This is a genomic window from Vibrio lentus (assembly GCF_002875945.1).
GTDB lineage: Bacteria > Pseudomonadota > Gammaproteobacteria > Enterobacterales > Vibrionaceae > Vibrio > Vibrio apostichopi.
In genome coordinates this window covers 12,313-36,182 of record NZ_MCZK01000125.1, presented here as the reverse complement: position 1 = coordinate 36,182, position 23,870 = coordinate 12,313, and the positions used below count along the sequence as shown (strand labels likewise).

Annotated in this window: 20 protein-coding genes; 2 read left to right on the top strand and 18 right to left on the bottom strand. The window is 45.0% G+C overall.

Annotated elements, in window-relative coordinates:
- The 7 genes from ispD to rlmD all read right to left on the bottom strand — a co-directional run bounded on the left by ispD (position 1) and on the right by rlmD (position 9,315).
- Positions 1-702, bottom strand: a complete 702-nt coding sequence (ispD, locus tag BCT49_RS14315; protein WP_102436058.1) for a 2-C-methyl-D-erythritol 4-phosphate cytidylyltransferase — start codon at positions 700-702, stop codon at positions 1-3.
- Positions 702-983, bottom strand: a complete 282-nt coding sequence (gene ftsB / locus BCT49_RS14310) for a cell division protein FtsB (protein WP_004735394.1) — start codon at positions 981-983, stop codon at positions 702-704. The genes ispD and ftsB overlap by 1 nt, the downstream gene beginning before the upstream one ends.
- Positions 984-1,403: 420 nt before the next feature.
- The gene (gene eno / locus BCT49_RS14305) at positions 1,404-2,702 is read right to left on the bottom strand and encodes a phosphopyruvate hydratase (protein WP_004735393.1); all 1,299 of its coding nucleotides are present in this window, start codon (positions 2,700-2,702) and stop codon (positions 1,404-1,406) included.
- A gap of 81 nt (positions 2,703-2,783) precedes the next feature.
- Complete coding sequence (locus BCT49_RS14300; protein WP_017108150.1) at positions 2,784-4,424, bottom strand: CTP synthase; 1,641 nt, start codon at positions 4,422-4,424, stop codon at positions 2,784-2,786.
- Between the two features lie 132 nt (positions 4,425-4,556).
- Entirely contained in the window at positions 4,557-5,372 is an 816-nt protein-coding gene (gene mazG, locus BCT49_RS14295) for a nucleoside triphosphate pyrophosphohydrolase (RefSeq protein WP_065102955.1), read from the bottom strand.
- Positions 5,373-5,633: 261 nt separating this feature from the next.
- Complete coding sequence (gene relA / locus BCT49_RS14290) at positions 5,634-7,859, bottom strand: GTP diphosphokinase (protein ID WP_029223233.1); 2,226 nt, start codon at positions 7,857-7,859, stop codon at positions 5,634-5,636.
- A gap of 136 nt (positions 7,860-7,995) precedes the next feature.
- On the bottom strand, positions 7,996-9,315 hold the full coding sequence (gene rlmD, locus BCT49_RS14285) for a 23S rRNA (uracil(1939)-C(5))-methyltransferase RlmD (protein WP_102436056.1): 1,320 nt from the start codon (positions 9,313-9,315) through the stop codon (positions 7,996-7,998).
- A 165-nt stretch (positions 9,316-9,480) separates the two neighbouring features.
- Between rlmD and barA the strand changes: the two genes are divergently transcribed.
- Entirely contained in the window at positions 9,481-12,294 is a 2,814-nt protein-coding gene (gene barA, locus BCT49_RS14275) for a two-component sensor histidine kinase BarA (protein WP_102436054.1), read from the top strand.
- Positions 12,295-12,480: 186 nt separating this feature from the next.
- Here the strand turns inward: barA and acpS are convergent, their stop codons facing one another.
- From acpS to rpoE, 11 genes are all read right to left on the bottom strand, one after another.
- Positions 12,481-12,861: a holo-ACP synthase gene (gene acpS, locus BCT49_RS14270; protein WP_102436052.1), complete on the bottom strand. Its 381-nt coding sequence runs from the start codon at positions 12,859-12,861 to the stop codon at positions 12,481-12,483.
- 92 nt (positions 12,862-12,953) lie between these two features.
- Entirely contained in the window at positions 12,954-13,691 is a 738-nt protein-coding gene (gene pdxJ, locus BCT49_RS14265) for a pyridoxine 5'-phosphate synthase (protein WP_017108145.1), read from the bottom strand.
- Positions 13,688-14,416: a DNA repair protein RecO gene (gene recO / locus BCT49_RS14260; protein WP_017108686.1), complete on the bottom strand. Its 729-nt coding sequence runs from the start codon at positions 14,414-14,416 to the stop codon at positions 13,688-13,690. The genes pdxJ and recO overlap by 4 nt, the downstream gene beginning before the upstream one ends.
- Before the next feature lie 102 nt (positions 14,417-14,518).
- Positions 14,519-15,490 carry a GTPase Era gene (gene era, locus BCT49_RS14255; RefSeq protein ID WP_004735384.1) on the bottom strand — a complete coding sequence of 324 codons (972 nt, stop codon included), beginning with the start codon at positions 15,488-15,490 and terminating at the stop codon, positions 14,519-14,521.
- The gene (gene rnc, locus BCT49_RS14250) at positions 15,483-16,160 is read right to left on the bottom strand and encodes a ribonuclease III (protein ID WP_004735383.1); all 678 of its coding nucleotides are present in this window, start codon (positions 16,158-16,160) and stop codon (positions 15,483-15,485) included. Before rnc ends, era begins: the two co-directional genes overlap by 8 nt.
- A 26-nt stretch (positions 16,161-16,186) precedes the next feature.
- Positions 16,187-17,083 carry a signal peptidase I gene (gene lepB, locus BCT49_RS14245; RefSeq protein ID WP_102353386.1) on the bottom strand — a complete coding sequence of 299 codons (897 nt, stop codon included), beginning with the start codon at positions 17,081-17,083 and terminating at the stop codon, positions 16,187-16,189.
- A gap of 97 nt (positions 17,084-17,180) precedes the next feature.
- The gene (lepA, locus tag BCT49_RS14240) at positions 17,181-18,974 is read right to left on the bottom strand and encodes a translation elongation factor 4 (protein WP_102361365.1); all 1,794 of its coding nucleotides are present in this window, start codon (positions 18,972-18,974) and stop codon (positions 17,181-17,183) included.
- Between the two features lie 137 nt (positions 18,975-19,111).
- Positions 19,112-19,582 carry a SoxR reducing system RseC family protein gene (locus BCT49_RS14235; RefSeq protein WP_102436050.1) on the bottom strand — a complete coding sequence of 157 codons (471 nt, stop codon included), beginning with the start codon at positions 19,580-19,582 and terminating at the stop codon, positions 19,112-19,114.
- Positions 19,579-20,541, bottom strand: a complete 963-nt coding sequence (rseB, locus tag BCT49_RS14230; RefSeq protein WP_102436048.1) for a sigma-E factor regulatory protein RseB — start codon at positions 20,539-20,541, stop codon at positions 19,579-19,581. Before rseB ends, BCT49_RS14235 begins: the two co-directional genes overlap by 4 nt.
- Complete coding sequence (locus tag BCT49_RS14225; RefSeq protein WP_029223232.1) at positions 20,538-21,161, bottom strand: sigma-E factor negative regulatory protein; 624 nt, start codon at positions 21,159-21,161, stop codon at positions 20,538-20,540. The genes rseB and BCT49_RS14225 overlap by 4 nt, the downstream gene beginning before the upstream one ends.
- Positions 21,162-21,187: 26 nt before the next feature.
- Complete coding sequence (rpoE, locus tag BCT49_RS14220) at positions 21,188-21,766, bottom strand: RNA polymerase sigma factor RpoE (protein ID WP_008223963.1); 579 nt, start codon at positions 21,764-21,766, stop codon at positions 21,188-21,190.
- 389 nt (positions 21,767-22,155) lie between these two features.
- Between rpoE and nadB the strand changes: the two genes are divergently transcribed.
- Positions 22,156-23,772, top strand: coding sequence for an L-aspartate oxidase (nadB, locus tag BCT49_RS14215; protein ID WP_017108682.1), 1,617 nt, complete (start codon positions 22,156-22,158; stop codon positions 23,770-23,772).
- Positions 23,773-23,870: the final 98 nt, after the last annotated feature.

Below are 23,870 nucleotides of genomic sequence, written 5' to 3'. Positions count from 1 at the left end.
TTATTCCTTATTCTGACTTAAATAGAACTCAGCCAAAGCCAAATCTTCAGGCTGAGTAATCTTAAAATTATCTGAACGCCCAGCAATCAGTGCTGGTGATAAACCTTTCCACTCAAACGCAGACGCTTCATCGGTAATTGAAACACCTTGTTGCAAGGCCTCACTTAATACCTTCCGTAAAGGCTTAGATCGGAACATCTGAGGAGTAAGCGCATGCCAAAGATCCACGCGATCGACCGTGTGTTCAATTTGTCCTTGCACACCACGTTTCATTGTATCGCGAACAGGCGCAGCTAAAATCGCACCAACATCATGGGTCATAGCACCAGAGATCAGTTTGTCGATATCGCTCAATTGGATACAAGGCCTAGCGGCATCATGCACCATCACCCAGTCACTGAGTTGCTGTTGGGCAATATAGTCCAGAGCAGAAAGTACCGAGTCGGCTCTTTCCGTTCCGCCGGAAACTCTGATCACCTGTGGATTAAGGTTAAGCGGTAATTCAGGGTAGTAAGGGTCATCGTCGCTGACCGCTACCACAATTTTAGACACCTGAGGGTGAGACAACAGTTTCTCAACGGTGTGCTCTAAAATCGTTTTACCGTGAATTTGAAGATATTGCTTGGGACGGTCTGCCTTCATTCGGCTGCCGACGCCCGCAGCGGGGACCACTGCAATAACGCTTTGAAGTTGGTTCGACATTAATGAGATTCCTCACCAATAATACGATAAAACGTTTCGCCTTCTTTCACCATTCCCAGCTCATGACGTGCGCGCTCTTCTATCGCGTCTAAGCCTTGGCGTAGATCGTCGATTTCCGCAAACATCTCAGCATTACGAAGATGAAGCTTTTCATTTACTTGCTGCTGAACTTGGATTTCGTTGTTCACACCGTAGTAATCAGAAATACCATTTTTACCGAGCCACAGTGTGTGTTGTAGCCAGCCAAACACTATGAGCAGTACTAAAGCAAAAATTCTCATAACACCTTTCGCCGGTTGAAAAAGAAGGAACTAGAATAAGGCACATATATACCATAATGAGCTTATTGGTGCGAGATATGTGGTGTCAGGGAATCAATAAGTCGGGGAATTATTGGACAGAATAGTAAGTGGTAACAATGAAGTTCCCTACTCCTTTCTTCGTTAATCTAGGGAATGACGAATTTGAGGTAAAAAAACGCCCTACCGAGGTAGAGCATTTTCAAAAGCTTTAAGTTAATAATCCGCTAGGCTTCAAGTATTGAAAAGAGACCTGACCTTTAACTTCTTTAAGACCGCTTCTGTTGTAAAAAGGGGAGCTTTAGAACCTAGATCTCCTTTCCATCATTTTCTACAGCCAAAAAAAACGCCCTACCGAAGTAGAGCGTTTTCAAAAGCTTTAAGCTAATAATTCAGAGTGAATTATTGACCTTTAACTTCTTTAAGACCGTTGAAAGGAGCTTTAGAACCTAGAGCTTCTTCGATACGGATAAGTTGGTTGTACTTAGCAACACGGTCAGAACGGCTCATAGAACCAGTTTTGATTTGACCTGCAGCTGTACCTACCGCTAGATCAGCGATAGTTGCATCTTCAGTTTCGCCAGAACGGTGAGAGATTACTGCAGTGTAGCCAGCGTCTTTAGCCATCTTGATAGCAGCTAGAGTCTCTGTTAGAGAACCGATTTGGTTGAACTTGATAAGGATTGAGTTAGCTACGCCTTTCTCGATACCTTCAGCAAGAATCTTAGTGTTTGTAACGAAAAGATCGTCACCAACGATTTGAAGCTTGTCGCCTAGAAGTTCAGTTTGGTGCTTGAAGCCATCCCAATCTGACTCGTCAAGACCGTCTTCGATAGAAACGATTGGGAAGTTGTTCGCTAGTTCAGCTAGGTAGTGGTTGAACTCTTCAGAAGTGAAAGTTTTACCTTCGCCCTTCATGTTGTAGATGCCAGCTTCTTTGTCGAAGAACTCAGATGCTGCACAGTCCATAGCAAGAGTAACGTCTTTACCTAATTCGTAACCAGCAGCTGCAACAGCTTCTGCGATAACTTCTAGAGCTTCAGCGTTAGATTTAAGGTTAGGAGCGAAACCACCTTCATCACCAACTGCAGTGCTGTAGCCTTTAGACTTAAGAACTTTAGCTAGGTTGTGGAATACTTCAGCGCCGATACGCAGACCTTCTTTAAGAGTTTTAGCGCCAACTGGTTGGATCATGAACTCTTGGATGTCAACGTTGTTATCAGCGTGCTCGCCACCGTTGATGATGTTCATCATTGGTAGAGGCATAGAGAACTGACCAGCAGTACCGTTTAGCTCAGCAATGTGCTCGTATAGAGGCATGCCTTTAGCAGCAGCAGCAGCTTTTGCGTTAGCTAGAGAAACAGCAAGGATAGCGTTAGCGCCAAACTTAGACTTGTTCTCAGTACCGTCTAGATCAAGCATAACTTGGTCAACGTCAGCTTGTGCTTTAGCGTCTTTACCAACTAGAGCGTCAGCGATTGGGCCGTTTACAGCTTCAATTGCTTTAAGAACACCTTTACCTAGGAAACGTGATTTGTCGCCGTCACGTAGCTCAAGAGCTTCGCGAGAACCAGTAGATGCGCCAGATGGAGCAGCAGCCATACCTACGAAACCGCCTTCTAGGTGTACTTCAGCTTCTACAGTTGGGTTACCACGTGAATCGATGATTTCACGACCTAGAACTTTAACGATCTTAGACATTGAATGTTTCCTTCTCGTTGAATATATAAATGTCAAATTTAAAGGTAGCAGCACAACTTACGCAGCTACCTGTATTCCTTTTTACTTTTCTAATTCGCCGCGCTGGAATTCGCCAGCCGCTTTAACGAAACCTGCAAACAATGGGTGACCATCGCGAGGTGTTGAAGTGAACTCTGGGTGGAACTGAGCAGCAACAAACCATGGGTGGTTCGGGTTCTCAATAACTTCAACCAGTTTCTTGTCCGCAGATAGGCCCGATACTTTTAGGCCCGCTTTTTCGATTTGTGGACGAAGATTGTTGTTCACTTCGTAACGGTGACGGTGACGTTCATGGATCGTCGCGCTACCGTATAATTCGTAAGCTTTCGTCCCTTTCGCTAGGTGACAAAGCTGTGAACCAAGACGCATTGTGCCGCCAAGGTCAGATTTTTCAGTACGCTCTTCAACTTTACCTTCGCCGTCAATCCACTCAGTGATTAGGCCAACAACAGGGTATTTAGTTTCTTTGCAGAATTCAGAAGAATGTGCACCTTCCATTTTCGCAACGTTACGAGCGTACTCAATAAGAGCAACTTGCATACCTAGACAGATACCTAAGTAAGGTACTTTGTTTTCACGAGCGTATTGTGCAGCAAGGATCTTACCTTCAACACCACGATCGCCAAAGCCACCAGGAACTAGGATTGCATCTAGATCTTGTAGAATTTCTGTGCCTTTAGATTCAACATCTTGTGAATCTACATATTTAATTGTGACACTTAGGCGATTTTTCAAGCCTGCGTGTTTCAGCGCTTCATTTACTGATTTGTATGCGTCAGGCAGTTCAATGTACTTACCAACCATACCAATCGTCACTTCACCCGTTGGGTTAGCTTCTTCGTAAATTACTTGTTCCCACTCAGACAGATCAGCTTCTGGTGCATTGATACCGAAACGCGTACATACAAGATCATCAATGCCTTGTGCACGGATTAATTGTGGGATCTTGTAGATTGAATCTACGTCTTTCATAGAGATAACGGCTTTTTCTTGTACATTACAGAAAAGAGCAATTTTCTTACGTTCGTTTGCTGGGATAACACGATCTGAACGACAAACTAGGATGTCAGGCTGGATACCGATAGACAGCAGCTCTTTTACAGAGTGTTGCGTTGGCTTAGTTTTCACTTCGCCCGCAGCTGCTAGGTATGGCACTAGAGTAAGGTGCATGAACATTGCGCGTTCACGGCCTAGTTCTACTGCTAGCTGACGAATCGCTTCCATGAATGGTAGAGATTCGATATCACCTACAGTACCACCAACTTCAACAAGCGCGATATCGTGGCCTTTAGCACCAGAGATTACGCGTTCTTTGATAGAGTTAGTGATGTGAGGGATAACCTGGATTGTTGCACCTAGGTAGTCACCACGACGTTCATTACGTAGAACGTCAGCATAAACACGACCTGCTGTGAAGTTGTTACGCTTAGTCATCTTGGTGCGAATGAATCGCTCATAGTGACCAAGGTCAAGGTCTGTTTCAGCGCCATCTTCCGTAACGAACACTTCACCGTGTTGAGTCGGGCTCATAGTGCCTGGATCAACGTTGATGTAAGGGTCAAGCTTCATCATAGTCACTTTAAGACCACGAGCTTCTAAAATAGCCGCAAGAGATGCTGCTGCAATACCTTTACCTAGAGAGGATACAACCCCGCCAGTAACAAAAATGTAATTTGTCGTCATGTTTAACCTGAAATTGGTTGAATGAGGGAAATGGATTACTTCTGGACGGGATGAAAATATACCAGAAGCCCCTTATCGCCACAACGTGAAATCTATCACACTGCAATTTTTTATTTTTTGCTTCAAATCAATTCATGATAAAAGCTTTGATGATCTTTTCTCCGCCACTTTGACTTCATCCCACATGGAATCAAGCTGTTGTAGAGAAAAGTCGGTCAAAATTTTATCTTGCTGACGAACTTTTTGTTCCACACCTTTAAAGCGGCGTGAGAATTTCAGATTGGCTTTATTGAGAGCCGTTTCTGGATTTTTACCCAAATGTCGCACTAAATTGACCGTCGCAAACAATAAATCACCCAGTTCTTCTTCAACTAAATCTTCGTTTGGCGTTACTTGAAGCGCTTCTTCTAACACCTCATCAACTTCCTCTAAAACCTTATCGGCGACTGGGCCAATAGTGTCCCAATCAAAGCCAAATTTCGCGACTTGCTTTTGAATTTTTGTAGCACGCGAAAGTGCAGGTAGAGAGTTTGGTATTGAGTCTAGAATACTTTCTTGAGTTTTGCCTGCCTGTGCTTTTTCTTTGGCTTTTTCAGCTTCCCAGTTGGCATTAATTTCTTCATCACTGGCAAACTCTGTATCAGAAAACACGTGTGGATGACGACGCGTCAGCTTCTCATTAATACCGTCGACCACATCAGAGAACTCAAACAAGCCCTGCTCTTTCGCCAATTGGCTGTAGAAGATCACCTGAAACAACAGGTCGCCTAACTCTTCTTGTAGATTCGGCCAATCTTTATTATGAATCGCATCGACCACCTCATACGTCTCTTCGATAGTATGCGGCACAATTGTTTCAAAATTTTGTTTCAAATCCCAAGGACAGCCACCTTCTGGATCGCGCAGCTTAGTCATGATCTGTTCAAGTTGTTCAATCGGGTGATTCATCTTTTCTTCCTATTCACTGTCTTTGATTTTTAAATTTAAAGCTTTTGCGAAAACTAAAAAAGGTGAGCAGCCAAAACCACTCACCTTTGTATTTTTCTTGTTATACCAACGCGTCATTCAATGCATTGTTCGGTTTTTACTAAGTAATTGGTTCTTCTAACAAGGCAGCAAACTTACGAGACTTCTGAGCATAGCTTGCCTATGTGATGAAGCGAGTATAGTGCAGTTAACACGGTTAGAAAGCCAAGTACGACGTAAAAACTAGCCTAGTCTTTTGACGCTCATTACATCTTTGATTTGCTCGACTCGGCTGGTCACTCGGCTCAGAATCTCAATGTTGGTCACTTCCAAATCGAAATCCATCACCGACAGCTGACGTTTATAGTCGATACGGCTCTTCATTGTCGTCACACTGACTTTTTCGTTCAAGAACAAGGATGTGATATCTTTCAACAAGCCGGTACGCTCTAGCGCCTCTACACGCAGCGTTAAGATATACGAGCCTACAAAACCATCGCCCCACACAGTATCGATGATACGTTCGGGAGCATGCAGGTTAAGCTCACTCAACTGTTCGCAATCGCTGCGGTGTACTGAAATACCACGCCCTTGAGTAATGTACCCTTTGATCACATCGCCAGGGATAGGCTGGCAACAACGAGCCAAGTGGGTCATTAGGTTATCAACACCTTCAACAACAACGGCATCCTTTTTCGGACGACTTTGATGCGCTGGCTTATTGTCAGATTCAAGCAACTTCTCGAGCGCTTTCTTATCTTCTTCTTCCGCCGTTGGCTTGTTGACTAAAGCATTGATGTGATTAACGACTTGGTTGATACGTAAATCGCCACTACCAATACCCGCATACAATTCATCGGGAGTGTTGACGTTGAATCGTTTCAGCGCGTATTGCTCTGCATCTTTTAGTGTTGCGCCGACTCTGCCTAGCTCGACTTCTAAGATATCTCGTCCAGCTTCAAGGTTTTTCTCTCGACTCTGAGCACGGAACCAAGCGTTAATTTTGGCACGAGCTCGACTTGAATGAACAAAGCCTGTGGTCGGATTTAGCCAATCACGTGATGGATTCGGTTCTTTTTGAGTGATGATTTCAACTTGATCACCCATCGCCAACTTATGAGTAAACGGAACGATTCGACCCGCTACTTTGGCACCAATACAACGGTGTCCAACCATCGAGTGGATGTGGTAGGCAAAATCCAACGGTGTTGCACCCATTGGTAAATCGACCACATCACCGCGTGGTGTAAAGGCATAGACACGGTCATCAAAGACTTGGCTACGTACTTCATCCAGCATTTCGCCAGAATCCGACATCTCTTCTTGCCAGTCGATAAGCTTACGCAACCAAGTGATTTTCTCATCGTAGCCACTGCGTACGCCGCTAGATGCACCTTCTTTGTATTTCCAGTGCGCAGCAACGCCCAATTCAGAGTCTTCATGCATCTGCTTGGTTCGAATCTGAATTTCAATGGTCTTGCCTTCAGGGCCAAGAACTACGGTATGAATCGACTGATAACCATTTGGCTTAGGATTCGCCACGTAGTCATCAAATTCACTGGGTAGGTGTTTATATTTGGTGTGAACCACACCTAATCCGGCATAACAGTCTTGTAGTTGGTCTGCGATAATACGCACCGCTCGCACGTCAAAAAGCTCATCAAACTCTAAGCCTTTTTTCTGCATTTTGCGCCAGATACTGTAGATGTGTTTTGGTCGACCGCTGACTTCAGCATTGATGCTTGAACGGTTCATTTCTGACGTGAGATCGTCAACAAAGTCGGTGATGTATTGTTCGCGCACGATACGGCGCTCAGACAGCTGTTTAGCAATCTGCTTATAGGTATCGGGTTGTTGGTAGCGGAAAGCGTAATCTTCAATTTCCCACTTTAGCTGACCAATACCGAGACGGTTTGCTAGAGGCGCATAGATGTTGGCACACTCTTTTGCTGCCGCACGGCGCACAGCATCAGGGGCCTTTTTCACTTCTATGAGGTTACAAATTCGCTCTGCTAGTTTGATGACTACGCAGCGGAAATCATCCACCATTGCCAATAGCATTCGTCGAACATTATCGACTTGACCCGAGGCAGCACTGCCTTCAAGGGTCACATTTAGCTGGCCCAAAGCCGCCATTTCTTCCACGCCATCAATCAGCTTTACGGTTTCCTTGCCGTAACTTTCTTCAAACGCTTCACGCTCAAAAACACCGCTTGATACGACTGGGAAGAGTTGTGCCGCTACTAAAGTAGCGCGATCCATCGACAAGGTGACCAAGATTTCGATCATCTCGCGACCACGCCAAAGCAAAAGTTCACCTTGCTCGTGATCTTTTAATAGCTCTTCACAGTGACGATAAACTTTGGTCAGTTTATTCGAGGTTTTTGCGTCTTGATTCAGTGACGCAATCCAATTATCTAGCTCAAACTGTTCGCTTGGGTTTAAATGTGCGCTTCGTACCGCAACCATCATGCCTTCCTAGTTATTATGTTTTATACCCAATTCAATATGACTAACTGGTTCCACGTTAGTTCGACTCATATTGATATCGGTGCAGGCAGTCCCGCACCTTTGTAATACATTTTTAAGCCTTATTTAAGGACTTCTAAGCCTTGATAAAGAGAGCCATCGATTCGAGATGACTGGTATGAGGGAACATGTCCAACATGCCTAGCTTAGCCAATTGGTAGCCTTGTTTTTCTAAGCTCTCTGAATCTCTAGCTAGAGTAGCAGGATTACACGAAACATAAACCACACGCTTCGCTCCTAACCCTGAAATTTGATCAACGATCCCACTCGCTCCTGAACGTGCTGGATCAAGTAAGATTTTATCAAATCTTTCTTTTGCCCAAGGTTGTGAAGACAGTTCTTCTTCAAGGTTCGCTTGGTAGAATTCTGTATTACTTAATTGATTCAGAGTTGCGTTAGACGTTGCCTGCTGAACCATTTCATCGACTCCTTCAACACCCACAACAAACGCAGATTGCTGTGCGATGGGGAGGCTGAAGTTTCCTAAGCCACAAAACAGGTCGAGCACTCGCTCATCGGCTTGAGGCTCCAACCATTCAATCGCTTGAGTTACCATCTGTTGATTGACCTTTTGATTCACTTGAATGAAGTGGTTTGGCTCAAAAGGTAACGTTACGCCAGTTTCGTTATAGCTTGGCGTATCACCCACCAAACGAATCAACTTGTCTGTTTCTGGCATAGAATACAGCGTAGCGCCTTCTGCCTGAGCTAGCTCAATCAAAGATTGCTCATCTTTTTCAACCAAAGGCTTAAGGTGGCGTAGCACCATGACTGGACCAGTATCCCCGATCACTAATTCAACGTGTCCTAAAGAAGTAAGGTTGCTGAAAGTATTCAGTAAACTCTTCAGCTTTGGCAGCAAAGTATTAAGGCGAGGGTCAAGCACCGCACAATCGGTAATATTTTCAATCTGCTTGCTTTGTTTTTTACGGAAACCAAATTGAAGCTTCTGTGTCTTTTTATCGACAAATAGGCTGATGCGCGCACGGCGGCGATAACCTGTTTCATCACCAATAATCGGTTCAACAACGTCTGTTTTATCCGTTTGATATTGGCTCATCAGATGGCTCAAAGACTGCGCTTTATGCTCTACTTGAGAAGAGTAGCCTAGATGCTGAAGATGGCAGCCACCACACTGATTAAAATGTTTACAGAAAGGCTTCAAACGCAGTTCGCTTGGCTCCAGTAATTTAATCAGTTTTGCTCGTGCAAATTTACTCTTACTCTCGACGAGTTGAATTACAACCTGCTCACCCGGCAATGCACCATCAATGAAAACGGGCTTATTTTTCTGATAAGCAATCCCTGCCCCATTGTGATCCATTCGTTCAACCAAAACCGATTGGTGCTTGGTCTCGAATTGAGTTCTCTTTTTTGGTTGAAAAAAACGTGCCATTGCTTGTGCCTAATGTATCTTTTAATAAGTAATTTGTATCCAGGACTCACTATTATGTCTTGGAATCATTGTCGAACGTCACGGCTTTGATTAAGCTTACCGTTCACTTAACCGCCATTGTGCGCGTTATTTTCCCATATCCAGACCTCGATGTAATTAAAGAACATGACCAGATATGGCTTAAGAGCCCGTGTAATTACCTTAACTCTAGCTCCAACCCTAATTATTGGGCTGCTATTGAGTGCATTTTTCTCATTTAACCGCTATCAAGACCTTGAAGGTCAGGTGGTTAACACTGGTACTAGCATTATAGAACCGCTTGCGATTGCGAGCGCATCTGGCATGCAACTCGAAAGCCGAGAGTCTGTTCGCCAGCTCATCAGCTATGCACATCGAAAAAACTCTAACCTTGTGCGCAGTATCGCGGTGTTTGATGAACGCCACGAGCTGTTCGTAACCTCAAACTTCCACCCCGACTTTGAAAGCCTCACTTATCCCAAAGATAAGCCGATACCGCATTTGAGCTCGTCGAACCTGCTCGATAACACGCTGATTCTCAGGACGCCCATCATCGCTGAAGGGCAATACATCAACTCAGCCAACGGGCAGTCACAAGCGAACCAAGCGATCGGCTATATCGCGATTGAGCTCGACTTATCTTCATTGCGATTACAGCAGTATCAAGAGGTGTTCTCTGCTTTCTTGGTGTTGATTCTGGGACTTGGTTTATCGGGCGTGTTTGCGTTCCGCTTAATGCACGATGTAACTCAACCGATCACGCACATGAAAAACATGGTTGACCGGATTCGACGTGGCCACCTCGATGTACGTATCGAAGGCAAGATGCATGGTGAGCTAGATTCACTGAAAAATGGTATCAACGCGATGGCGGTATCGCTGTCAGAATATCACGTCGAGATGCAACACAGCATCGACCAAGCTACTTCTGACTTGCGCGAAACCCTAGAACAATTAGAGATTCAAAACGTTGAGTTAGACATTGCGAAAAAACGCGCTCAAGAAGCAGCACGTGTTAAGTCTGAGTTCTTGGCTAACATGTCTCACGAATTGAGAACGCCGCTCAACGGTGTGATTGGCTTTACTCGTCAGATGCTTAAAACCCACCTATCGACCAGCCAAACAGATTACTTGCAGACCATTGAACGCTCAGCCAATAACCTACTCAGCATCATCAACGATATTCTCGATTTCTCGAAGTTGGAAGCTGGTAAATTAGCACTCGAGAACATCCCGTTTGAATTCCAAGCCAGCCTTGAAGAGGTTGTGAACCTTCAAGCGACCAATGCTCATGAGAAAGGCCTAGAGCTAACACTTAAGATTGATCCGAAAGTGCCACCAGGCGTAGTTGGCGACCCGCTGCGTATTCAACAGATCCTAACTAACCTTGTCGGTAACTCAATCAAATTTACCGAGCGTGGCAATATCGATATCAGTGTTGAACTTCGTTCTCAGACCGAAGACAACATCGAGCTTCAATTCATGGTTCGAGACACCGGCATTGGTATCTCGGAACGTCAACAAGCTCAGCTATTCCAAGCCTTCAGCCAAGCGGATGCGAGTATCTCTCGTCGTTATGGTGGTACTGGCCTTGGTCTCGTTATCACACAGAAATTGGTAAGCCAGATGGGCGGTGAGATCAGCCTCACCAGTCGCCTGCACCAAGGTTCAACCTTCTGGTTTACTTTAAGGTTATCAACGACCGATATGCCAATGACCGAGCTTATCGAAACTCAATGTCTACAAGACAAACAGTTGTTGTTGATCGAGCCAAACATGCAAGCAGCCTCGATTACTCAGCAGATCTTGACCCAAGAAGGGCTGGTCGTCACTTACCGTTCGGTGATGCCTGACGAAAGCACCTCTTATGACTACGTATTGCTAAACCTTGCCGCGAACCAAGAGTACCAACTTGATACCGTCAGTGGCTGGGCAATTGGTGCGAAGAAGATTGCCCAAAACGTAATTATTGGCACCCCAAGTACCGAACTTGCATTAGGTGAGCAATTGATGAAAGAGGTCGATGTTCAATGCATTACCAAGCCTCTCTCTCGTAAGAAGCTGCTGCAAACTCTGATCTCTAATCAAGCGCCTACCTTAATTGCCCCTGCGATTGAAACGCACTCAGAAGAGAAACTGCCGTTGACGGTACTGGCGGTAGACGATAACCCAGCCAACCTTAAGTTGATTACTGCGTTATTGAAAGAGCGAGTGGAAACCGTGATCAGCTGTACTAACGGTCAGCAGGCGATCGACAAAGCGACCACCACACCGTTTGATATCATCTTCATGGATATCCAAATGCCACAAATGGATGGCGTGACTGCTTGTCAGCACATTAAGAAACTCGCTAACAACGCCAACACCCCGATTATCGCAGTAACCGCTCACGCCATGACAGGTGAGCGAGACCGATTGCTAGCAGCGGGTATGGATGACTACCTGACCAAGCCTATCGAAGAGCATGTATTACAGCAGGTTCTACTCCACTGGAGTCCGGCTTCAGAGGTTGAACATATCGATAAGATAGACCCAGAACATCCTGCCGTCGCAGTTGAGATCGATAGTAGTCAGCCGCAAGAAACTGAAGCGAACGTGCACAAAAACATCATCATTGATTGGCAGGCCGCAATGAAGCAGGCCGCTAACAAAGAGGACCTCGCACGCGATATGCTGCGGATGTTAGTGGACTTTATTCCTGAGGTTTATGAAGCAGCAGAGAAAGCGATAGAAGACAATGACTTCCCTGTTGAAGAACTGATACATATCATCCACAAGATGCACGGCAGCAGCTCATACAGCGGCGTACCAAGGCTAAAATCGGTATGTGCGACGATAGAAAAAGAGTTGCGTTCAGGTACTTCCATTGAGGCGATTGAGCCAGAGCTATTTGAATTACAGGATGAATTAGACAAAGTTCAGGCAACAGCGATCCATTACTTGCAGCCGATTAGTAGTTAAAAGTTGGCAGTTGGCAGTTGGCAGTTGGCAGAAAACTGTAACGTGTTCAGATAATAAAAAAGCAGAGCCATGAGCTCTGCTTTTTTTAACTGGAATATTTGGTCAGTGTTAATCGATTCGTTCAGTACCTAAACACGTTCGTAATTAGACATGCTCGTAGTCTAAACACACGGCTCAATTCAAAGCTTACGACTCAAGTAATACCGTCGCCACCGCGTAATGGCGTTCATCGGAAATCGTCAGATGAATCGACTTTGTTCCATTCGCCAATGCGATTTCCTGAGCTTTTTTATGCAAGTTCAAAACTGGCTTGCCATGCTCATCGTTCGATATTTCAAAATCGTGAAAGGTCACACCAAGCGCGATACCGGTGCCGAGCGCTTTCGATGCCGCTTCTTTAGCCGCAAAACGCTTCGCAAGGTAACGCCCTTTTTGCTTAAGCTGCTGGAATACTTCAAATTCAGAATCCGTCAAAATACGTTTAGCGAAAGCCTCACCACTTCGTGACAGTGCTTTTTCTACACGTTCTATTTCTGCGATATCTGTACCTAATCCAACAACAGCCATGTTTACCTTACTATCAAACTTCGATTTATTGATTCTATTGGTTTTTGATTAACCACTTACCACTTACCACTTACCACTTACCACTTAAAAAGCTAGGCGTTGTTACGTGCTGTTTCCATGATTGCTTTCATGTCTGCAACGGCTTTGTTCAAACCATCAAACACTGCGCGTCCCATGATCGAGTGACCGATGTTCAACTCGTAGATCTCAGGAAGTGCCGCAATCGGTGCTACGTTGTGGTAAGTCAGGCCATGGCCCGCATTCACAGTGATACCCAAATCATCTGCGTAGCTTGCGCCTGCAGCAATCTTTTTAAGCTCGTCTTGCTGATCTTCTTCTGTTTTCGCATCAGCGTAATGACCAGTATGAAGCTCAATAAACGGCGCACCACATGCTTTTGCTGCATCGATTTGCTCACGATCTGCATCGATAAATAGAGAGACCTTAATACCCGCAGCCGACAGTTTTTCGGTCGCCGCTTTGATCTTCTCTAGTTGACCGACAACATCCAAGCCACCTTCAGTCGTTAGCTCTTCACGCTTTTCTGGAACCAAGCAAACGAACTCAGGATTGGTATCGAGTGCGATTTGAACCATTTCGTCCGTCACGGCCATCTCAAGATTCATGCGAGTTTGAATTGTCTCAGCAAGAATGCGTACATCACGGTCAACGATATGACGGCGATCTTCGCGTAGGTGAATTGTGATGCCGTCAGCACCAGCACGTTCAGCAATCTCAGCTGCGTGTACTGGGTCTGGATATTTAGTACCACGTGCATTACGTAGTGTTGCAATATGGTCGATATTAACGCCTAAAAGGATTGAGCTCATTTTCCAATACTCCGTGCTCTAGAGAGGGCTATTGTTGGCATAAATAGCTCTCTGCTTTTTAATGGTTTGCCGCCAAGATACGGCTTTAAGGCTATGCGTGTAAAGCGTTTTGCCGCTTTTAACTGCTCTTTAGTGATAAACCTACGTTCACTGATTGCGATAAGTTCATCGCCCATAAAAGTTAGGTTATCTCGACGCACCGATGCGATAAAACCTTTCTGCTCTCGATAACGATAAGTCATGCTCGGATCAATCGGCTCACCGGTACCCGCACAGTGTAAAAAGTCGACGCCATACCCCATAGCGGAAAGTAGAGCCAATTCAAAACGACGTAGCGCTGGCTCAGGATTCTCATTATGAGCGAGTTCTGTTAAGGCATGAAGATAGTCGTGAAAAAATGCGGGCATGGCCACTTCGGCCATCAACACTCGCCCAACTAATTCATTAACGTACATCGCTGAATACAGATTAATACCGGCAAGAGGAAGCCCCAAGCTGATGGGTTCAGCTTGGCGCAACGTTTTCATTGAACCATTGCCAGACCACTTAAGCAGCAGAGGCGTAAAAGGTTGCAATGCACCTTTCAAATTAGAACGCTTACTCCGCGCACCTTTAGACATCAACGTCACCCGACCGTACTCTTCACTGAAGACGTCCAGAATCAGGCTCGACTCACTGTATGGTCGACGGTGCAACACAAAGCATCGCTGTAACCCTTCGCTCAATAACTTACCCTTCTTACAGATACAAAAAGAGAGAGTTCGCACTCTCTCTTGTATTTATATTCAATTCAACTTTCTTAATATCAGAAAGTGACGTTCAATATATTATAGATCGTCGATGTAGCCTAACGAGCGAAGTGCACGCTCATCGTCAGCCCAACCAGACTTAACTTTAACCCAAGTCTCTAGGTAAACCTTACGACCGAATAGTTCTTCCATATCGATACGAGCTTCACGACCAATCGTTTTGATCTTCTCGCCCGCTTTACCAATTACCATCTTCTTCTGACCAGTACGTTCAACAAGAATCAAAGCATTGATGTGGAAACCATCGTTATCTGGGTTGTAATCAAAACGCTCGATTTCAACCGTTACTGAGTAAGGTAGCTCTTCGCCTGTGAATCGCATCAGTTTTTCACGAATGATTTCAGAGGCCATAAAGCGCTGTGAACGATCCGTTACGTACTCTTCAGGGAAGTGGTGCGTCGCTTTTGGTAAAGAGTTACGAACGTGCTTACGCAGTACATCGATATTCTTACCTTGCTTCGCCGAGATTGGCACAACATCAAGGAAGTCCATCTTCTTAGACACTTCCATCATGTGTTGCATCACGTCGGTACGGTCTTGAACGTTGTCTACTTTGTTAATACAAAGGACTACTGGGAAATCTGTTTTTCTCAGCTTGTTCAGTACCATTTCATCGTCGTCAGTCCAGTGAGTACCGTCAACAAGGAAAAATACTAGGTTCACATCGCTCAGTGAGCTGTTCGCCGCACGGTTCATCAAACGGTTGATTGCACGCTTTTCTTCGATGTGAAGTCCAGGAGTATCAACGTAGATCGCTTGGTAATCACCTTCAGTTTCTACGCCCATAATACGGTGGCGTGTCGTCTGAGGTTTACGTGATGTGATCGAGATTTTCTGACCCAAAATATGGTTCAGAAGCGTCGATTTACCTACGTTTGGTCGACCCACGATAGCGATGAAGCCACAGTGTTGGTTTTCCGGTAGGCCCGTTTTCTTGCTATCAGATGAAAAGAATGCATCGATATCGAAATCTTGATTGTTATCAGACATTGCTTAGTTGCTCTAATGCTGTTTCAGCAGCCGCTTGTTCTGCCTTGCGGCGGCTAGTGCCTTTACCGATAACAGGTTTATCCACACCTGCCACTTCACACTCAACCGTAAACTCTTGGTTGTGTGCTTCACCTTTAATATTAGTCACTGTGTAGACAGGTAGGGGATTTCTTCGACCTTGTAAAAACTCTTGTAAGCGAGTTTTCGGATCTTTTTGAGATACACCAGGCTGAATAGACTCTAGGCGAGATTGGTACCAGCTTAAAATAATGCGGCGAACAACCTCGGTATCACTATCTAAATAGACAGCACCGATGATCGCTTCTACTGCATCCGCTAGAATAGAATCACGACGGAAACCGCCACTCTTCAACTCACCTGGACCTAATTTTAAGTAATCTCCTAGTTCGAATTCACGACCTAGTTCTGCCAATGTATGACCACGTACTAATGTTGCGCGCATGCGGCTCATATCACCTTCGTTTACCTTAGGGAAACGGTGGTAAAGATCATCAGCGATAACAAAACTTAAAATTGAATCGCCCAGAAACTCAAGACGTTCGTTGTGTTTACCTGCGGCGCTGCGGTGAGTCAGCGCCAGATGGATAAGATCGGCATCATTAAACTGATAGCCAATCTTTCTCTCTAGTTTATCAATTGGAGAATTCATGCTCTCTCGATGTGTTATGTGATCGATTAGTGAATCCCACCGATGCGATTAAAACGCACACCAGTAGGAATCCATGTTGGAAGTACACTGTCTGAACCGCGTTCGAATTCGAAGCTGATCCAAATAGCAACGGCCTTACCAACAAGGTTTGCTTCAGGGACAAAGCCCCAGTAACGGCTATCAGCACTGTTGTCACGGTTATCACCCATCACAAAGTATTGGCCTTCTGGAACGATCCACTCGTTAACACCATTGCGAGGTTGATATGCTTGCACACGATCACGACGTAATGGGTTAACTAAAATTTGGTGCTCCACATCACCCAGCTGTTCATTCAGCTGAATCAGAGGCACACCATCTTGAATAAATTGGCTTTCTTCAACGTGACTTAGTTTCACTGGTTCACAGCTACTTGTGCCCTTCGCTTGAATGCAGACCTCTTTGCGGCTGCTGTAGCGAATTGTGTCGCCAGGCATACCAACAACACGTTTGATGTAGTCGATATTTGGCTGAGGTGGGTACTTAAATACGATTGAATCACCACGCTCTGGCTTGCCCGTTTCGACCAATTGAGTGCGCCATACCGGGTCTTTTAGACCGTACGCGTACTTCTCTACTAAGATGAAATCACCAACCAAAAGAGTTGGCATCATCGAACCAGATGGGATTTGAAACGGTTCATAAATAAATGAACGCAAAACCAAAACAAATGCAATTACAGGGAAAATGGACACACTGTTCTCAACCCACCAAGGCTGAGCCGTAACTTTTGCGCTGGTTGCAGCGTCTAGGCCATTCGATTGTGCTTCAACGTCAGCCAGTTTTTGTTGGCGTTTCTTCGCCCACACAAACTTTTCCAACGCCCATACAATGCCGGTCACTAGAGTTACGATCACTAAAATAAGCGAAAATGTATTAGCCATTGATATCCCTTAAATTTCATTTCTTTAAAAATAACGAAAGTGAAAGAATAGCGAGCTACTCTTCCACTTTCAATTATTCGTTTAATGCTGGATAAAGTTAGTCTTTACCAACATGAAGAATCGCTAAGAATGCTTCTTGAGGCAGTTCAACGTTACCGATCTGCTTCATACGCTTCTTACCTTCTTTTTGTTTCTTAAGAAGTTTCTTCTTACGACTGATATCACCACCGTAACATTTTGCGATTACGTTCTTACGCAGTTGTTTCACTGTAGAACGAGCAATGATGTGGTTACCAATCGCTGCTTGAATCGCGATATCAAACATTTGACGAGGGATGAATTCTTTCATCTTCTCAACCAATAGACGACCACGAGACTGTGCAATGTCTTTGTGCGTAATGATAGCCAGTGCGTCAACCGTTTCGCCATTGAGCAATACGTCTACACGAACCATGTTCGACATTTCAAAACGTTGGAAGTTGTAATCCAGTGACGCATAGCCACGAGATGTTGATTTCAAACGGTCGAAGAAGTCTAGAACCACTTCTGCCATTGGCAGGTCGTAAGTCACAGCAACTTGCTTACCGTGGTAAACCATATCAACTTGAACACCACGTTTTTCTACACATAAGGTAATTACGTTACCTAGGTAGTCAGACGGTACAAGGATATTACAACGAGCGATAGGCTCACGAATCTCTTCTACATCATTAGTCGCAGGCAGTTTAGCTGGGCTATCAACGTAAAGAATGCTGCCATCCGTTTTTACAACTTCGTACACTACGGTTGGTGCCGTTGTGATTAGGTCTAGGTCGTATTCACGCTCTAAACGCTCTTGGATGATCTCCATGTGAAGCATTCCTAAGAAGCCACAACGGAAACCAAAGCCAAGTGCTGCTGAACTTTCTGGTTCGTAGAACAGTGATGCATCGTTCAGGCTTAATTTGCCTAGTGCGTCACGGAAGTTTTCGTAGTCATCAGACGATACTGGGAATAGACCTGCATATACCTGAGGCTTCACTTTTTGGAAACCAGGTAGACGTTCTGTGCTGCCGCCTTTTGCAAGCGTCAACGTATCACCAACAGGTGCGCCAAGGATGTCTTTAATACCACAAACAACCCAACCAACTTCGCCAGTATTTAGCTCAGTTGTGTCGATTTGCTTAGGTGTAAAGATACCTAGACGGTCAACACCCCAAACTTGGTCTGTCGACATTACTTTAATCTTGTCGTTCTTCTTCAGCTTACCGTTCTTGATACGAACCAAAGAAACAACACCTAAGTAGTTATCGAACCAAGAGTCAATGATCAGCGCTTGTAGTGGTGCTTCTGGATCACCTTCCGGTGGTGGGATAGCTGTTACGATGTTTTCAAGAACGTCGTCAACACCGATACCGGTTTTTGCAGAACAACGAGTCGCTTCCATCGCATCGATACCAACGATCTCTTCGATTTCTTCAGCAACACGCTCAGGTTCAGCCGCAGGTAAGTCAATCTTGTTCAAGATTGGCACTACTTCCAGTTCCATTTCGATCGCGGTGTAACAGTTTGCTAGAGTTTGTGCTTCAACACCTTGACCAGCATCCACAACCAATAGCGCGCCTTCACAAGCAGCTAGAGAACGAGATACTTCGTAAGAGAAATCTACGTGTCCTGGAGTGTCGATAAAGTTAAGCTGGTAAGTTTCACCATCTTTCGCTTTGTAATCTAAAGTCACACTCTGCGCTTTAATTGTAATACCACGCTCGCGTTCTATATCCATAGAATCGAGGACTTGAGCTGCCATCTCACGTTCACTTAACCCTCCACAAACTTGGATTAAGCGGTCAGAAAGGGTCGACTTACCGTGGTCGATGTGGGCGATAATCGAAAAATTACGAATGTGCTTCATAGGCTTGGTGTGACTAAACTCTTTGAATAGGGATAATAAGAAAGCCGCGACGCGTCCAATCTACAGTCAGCACTGGTGGCGGCATTTCAATCAAGTTGGCAGATTCTACCCAATTTAAGGGCAAGAAGCATCATAAATTAGACTAGAGGCTCGCCTAGGATTCGAATCAAGACGACTTCTTGCTTGGATTTGTCTTCCATAGGTTTGGCTAAGCGCTTCGCTAAGGCAATACCACCAGCAGTAAACAGCGTAGCACTTAAGATAACAATGCCCTCGCCCCCTTGGAGTAAGGGTTGTAACAAGAGTTGTCCAAAACCAGCACCAATCATCAACATGAAAAGTGGAATGAGGTAAACAACCGCCGCCGACTGAAGTAGGCTTTTTTCTGGAAAGCCAATTTCTACGATTTGTCCTGCTTTAACTAAACTTTTGGTTTTCAGCTGCCAAAACAAAGATTTATTGCCGACAGCTTTAGTGACAATACCGGTTCCACAGCTTTTTTGAGAAGAACAGCTATTGCAACTGGTTTGTTGTTCGCAGCTCAGATGAACAAAAAATTGCTTACCTTTTTGTTCGACTGAGCTGACGGTAGCAAGCGCGGTCATCATTGCGCTGCAACCGGATTAGCAAACTTGATCGATTGAGCAATACGCTTAGCGGTGGCTGGCGGAATGTCACCCACCACAGAGATCTCGCGGTCTCCATTCACCAAACTGTGTAACGTTCTGCGACCTTGACGCACCAACTGACCTTTCAATGAATGCTCATCTTTATCGGCAACGTACACCGAGAAACTGAACAAGCCATCACTGAACAGTTGGCTCTCAACCATTTTATTGGTTGCCGCCATTGGATAACGACTGAGTTCTTTTGACTTAAAGCCTTCCGGAATCCAAGACACTTCCCAGTTCGTTTCACTCACTAAGCCTTCAGGTAATGACAATACTTTAGGTAGTTGAGCGCTATTCAAGCCCCCCATCGCCTCAGCAATTTTGTCATTCACCACGTAAGAAATAGTGCGGTACTGTTCTAAGACTTCACCGTCACGATCAAGAAGATCGGCACGTAAAGGAAGATTAGTTTTTTCGTCAACCCATACGACATAAGAGTAGCGAAGCCCATCTTTCGGAACCACTCGCAACACTTGTGTGGTACTTCCAGCTTCACGAGCTCGTCCAACTTTCACGAAATCGTAGTAGTCGTTGAGCGCGTCAATATCTCGGTTAATCATAGGAATGACAGGTGCAACCATACTGCCAGACTGGATAGTGAATGGTTCTGTACCCGGTTCTATATAGCTAACTTCGTCGCCACGTCGAATGACTTCGCGAACAGGACCGCTTAAGTAAACAAGGTGTGCGAGTTGTTGCTCGTCGTTAACTGCATGACGATAAAGCAGAGGTTCAATACTGCTCTTCTTTATCAAAATATAGGAGAGTTCGTAATTTAGATGCTGACTGGCCTCGTTCATTTGATGCAATAACGCCTTTGCAGTAATTTCCTCTGCAAAGGCCGTTGGAGACATCAAGCTGAACAGTGTCAGTGCACTGACCAGGATTTTCTTCATTCAATGTCCGATTCTAGATGTGCATCTTGCATTGGCGATGCATCACTGTTTAATCTTAGCTGTAACTCATAATCTTCTAACAGTGCATGAACGCGTTTGCGCTGCTCTTGCAAGTTAGCTTCAGATGCTGGTTTCTCAACAGAGTCACGCGTTAAGCTTACTGGTTCAGCAGAACCCGCAAACGGAATCGTCTGGAGTACAGGCAGCTGTTCTGGTGCTGCTGGGTCACTGCCACCATATTGTTGAACACCTAACACAACAGCTAGAGAAACACAGGCTGCAACGGCAACTTGTCCAAACTGTTGTAACCAAGCAGGAAGCTGGCGCTTCGCTTGTTGAGGTTTCGGTTGTTCTTCAATTGGAGCAACAACAGGTTCTACATTCACTTGGTGCAAGTTCGACATTGAACCGTGTGCTGGCTCGCTTTCAAGCGCAGCGGCAACACTGTTAGCAATGTTCCAACCTTGACTTTCTGGCGCATCCCCACGCATTACATCACCAATTAAATGGTAATTCTGCCAGGTATCCATGCTTTCTTGATCAGACTCCAACTCTGCAATCAGAGCTTTGTCGATCATTTCTCCATCCATGAGTGTCGAAAGCTTTTCTTTATCAGCCATTATTTTCACCATAATTATTACAAGTTCTAGCGTTGCAAAAGAGGTTTAATTTTCTTTTCCACTGCTTCACGAGCTCGGAAAATACGCGAACGTACGGTTCCTACAGGGCAATCCATTACTTCTGCAATCTCTTCGTAGCTCAAACCTTCGAGCTCACGCAGCGTCATTGCAGTTTTTAAGTCTTCTGGTAACGCTTCAATCGCACCAAAAACGACCTGTTTCAATTCTTTGGACAGCGTTAAGTTCTCAGGGTTCGATATTTCTTTTAACGCGCTGCCTGTTTCGTAATATTCTGCATCTTCTGCATCAACATCTGTTGCTGGCGGCCTGCGGCTCTGAGCAACAATATGATTTTTAGCGGTGTTCACGGCAATTCGGTACAACCATGTATAGAAAGCACTTTCGCCACGAAAATTAGGTATCGCGCGGTAAGCTTTAATAAAAGCTTCTTGTGCTACATCAGGTACATCACCAGAATTATTCACGTATCGAGAGATAAGGTTACAAACTTTATTTTGGTACTTAACCACTAGTAAGTTAAATGCCTGCTTATCTCCACTCTGCACTCGCTCAATCAACACTTGATCGGTTAGCTGCTCGTTCATTCGAGCGGGTACTCCTATTGTTATAACCCTTACCTTCGCAGATATGGGTACTAATTATGCGAAATGTAGTATTGACACCACCGTCTACAAGAGCACTATTGTGACTAAGCCAAATACTGAAAGTTCCAACTTTCTTAAAATTATTTGCCATTATTGTTTCACAATGTGATGTAATAAAAATAGCTATCCCTATTAATTTGGGGAAACTTGAGCAAAAGCAATGGTATTGAGCAATTAAATATTTCTAGATAGCTGTCTATATCTTGATTTTGCATAGCGTTTTAGGATGGCACTGCGGGGATTATAACAGTCTTACCCCAACTCCTAAAACAAGACAGAGTCAATTGAGAGTGGACAACTCTACTATAGCCCGGGATTTAATAAGTTTTATGAACGCAAACCGTGAACATCAGTGTGATGTATTAGTGGTAGGAAGTGGTGCGGCAGGCTTGTCATTAGCCTTACGTGTAGCAGAACATGCAAAAGTAATTGTATTAAGCAAAGGACCACGTAGCGAAGGATCGACGTATTACGCACAAGGTGGTATTGCCGCGGTATTCGATGAATCAGACAGTATTGAGTCTCACGTAGAAGATACTCAAATTGCTGGTGCTGGGCTATGTGAAGAAGATACAGTTCAATTCATTGCTGAAAATGCAAAAGAGTGTGTGCAATGGCTAATTGATGGCGGTGTTCCATTTGATAAAGATGAGAACAGCACCGAAGGTCAACCTAAATATCACCTAACCCGTGAAGGTGGGCACAGCCACCGTCGAATTTTGCACGCTGCCGATGCAACTGGCATGGCGATGCAAACCTCACTACAAGACAACGTCAATAACCACCCCAACATCGAGATCTTTGAGCGCCATAATGCGCTTGATTTGATCACTGAAGATAAAGTTGGTGGTTCAAAAGACAAGGTTATCGGTGCCTACATCTGGAACCGTAACCAAGAACACGTAGAAACCGTGCGTGCTAAGTTTGTAGTACTAGCAACTGGCGGCGCTTCCAAGGTTTACCAATACACTTCAAACCCTGATGTCTCTTCAGGTGATGGTATTGCTATCGCTTGGCGTGCTGGTTGTCGTGTCGCAAACCTCGAATTCAACCAATTCCACCCAACGTGTCTATTCCACCCAGAAGCGCGTAACTTCCTTCTGACAGAAGCATTGCGTGGTGAAGGTGCTTACTTACGTCGCCCTGATGGTTCAAGATTCATGAAGGACTTCGACGAGCGTGGTGAACTAGCTCCTCGTGATGTGGTTGCTCGTGCGATTGACTTCGAAATGAAGCGTTTAGGCGCAGACTGCATGTATGTCGACATCAGCCACAAGCCTGAAGAATTCATCACCGCGCATTTCCCAATGATCCACACTCGTTTGATGGATTTGGGTATCGACATGACCAAAGAGCCGATCCCTATCGTACCGGCTGCCCACTACACTTGTGGTGGCGTTATGGTGAATAAGCAAGGTCAAACCGACTTAACTAACTTATATGCGATTGGCGAAGTGAGCTACACCGGCTTACACGGTGCAAACCGCATGGCTTCAAACTCACTGCTTGAGTGTGTGGTATACGCATGGGCAGCAGCAAAAGATATCGTTGAGAACATCGACCAATCTCAATTGTGCGCTGAACTACCTGCATGGGACGAAAGCCAAGTCACTAACAGTGATGAAGAGGTGATCATTCAGCATAACTGGCACGAACTGCGCCTGTTTATGTGGGATTACATGGGTATCGTTCGTACTGATAAGCGTCTAGAACGTGCAATGCGCCGTATTCAGATGCTGCAGCAAGAAACTCATGAGTACTACAGCTACTTTAAGGTTTCGAACAACCTGCTTGAACTGCGTAACTTATTGCAAGTGGCTGAACTGATGGTGCGTTGTGCGATGCAACGTAAAGAGAGCCGAGGTCTGCACTATACGTTGGATTACCCAGAGCTTGCGGAAGACAGCGGTCCAACCATTCTCACACCAGAGAGAAACCAATCATAACCATTGGTTAAAAGTTGTTAGCGACTTAGTGCGTTAACCAAAAGCAATCAAACGAAAGGGAGCCAAGTGCTCTCTTTTCTTTTATCTACGCTTTCTTT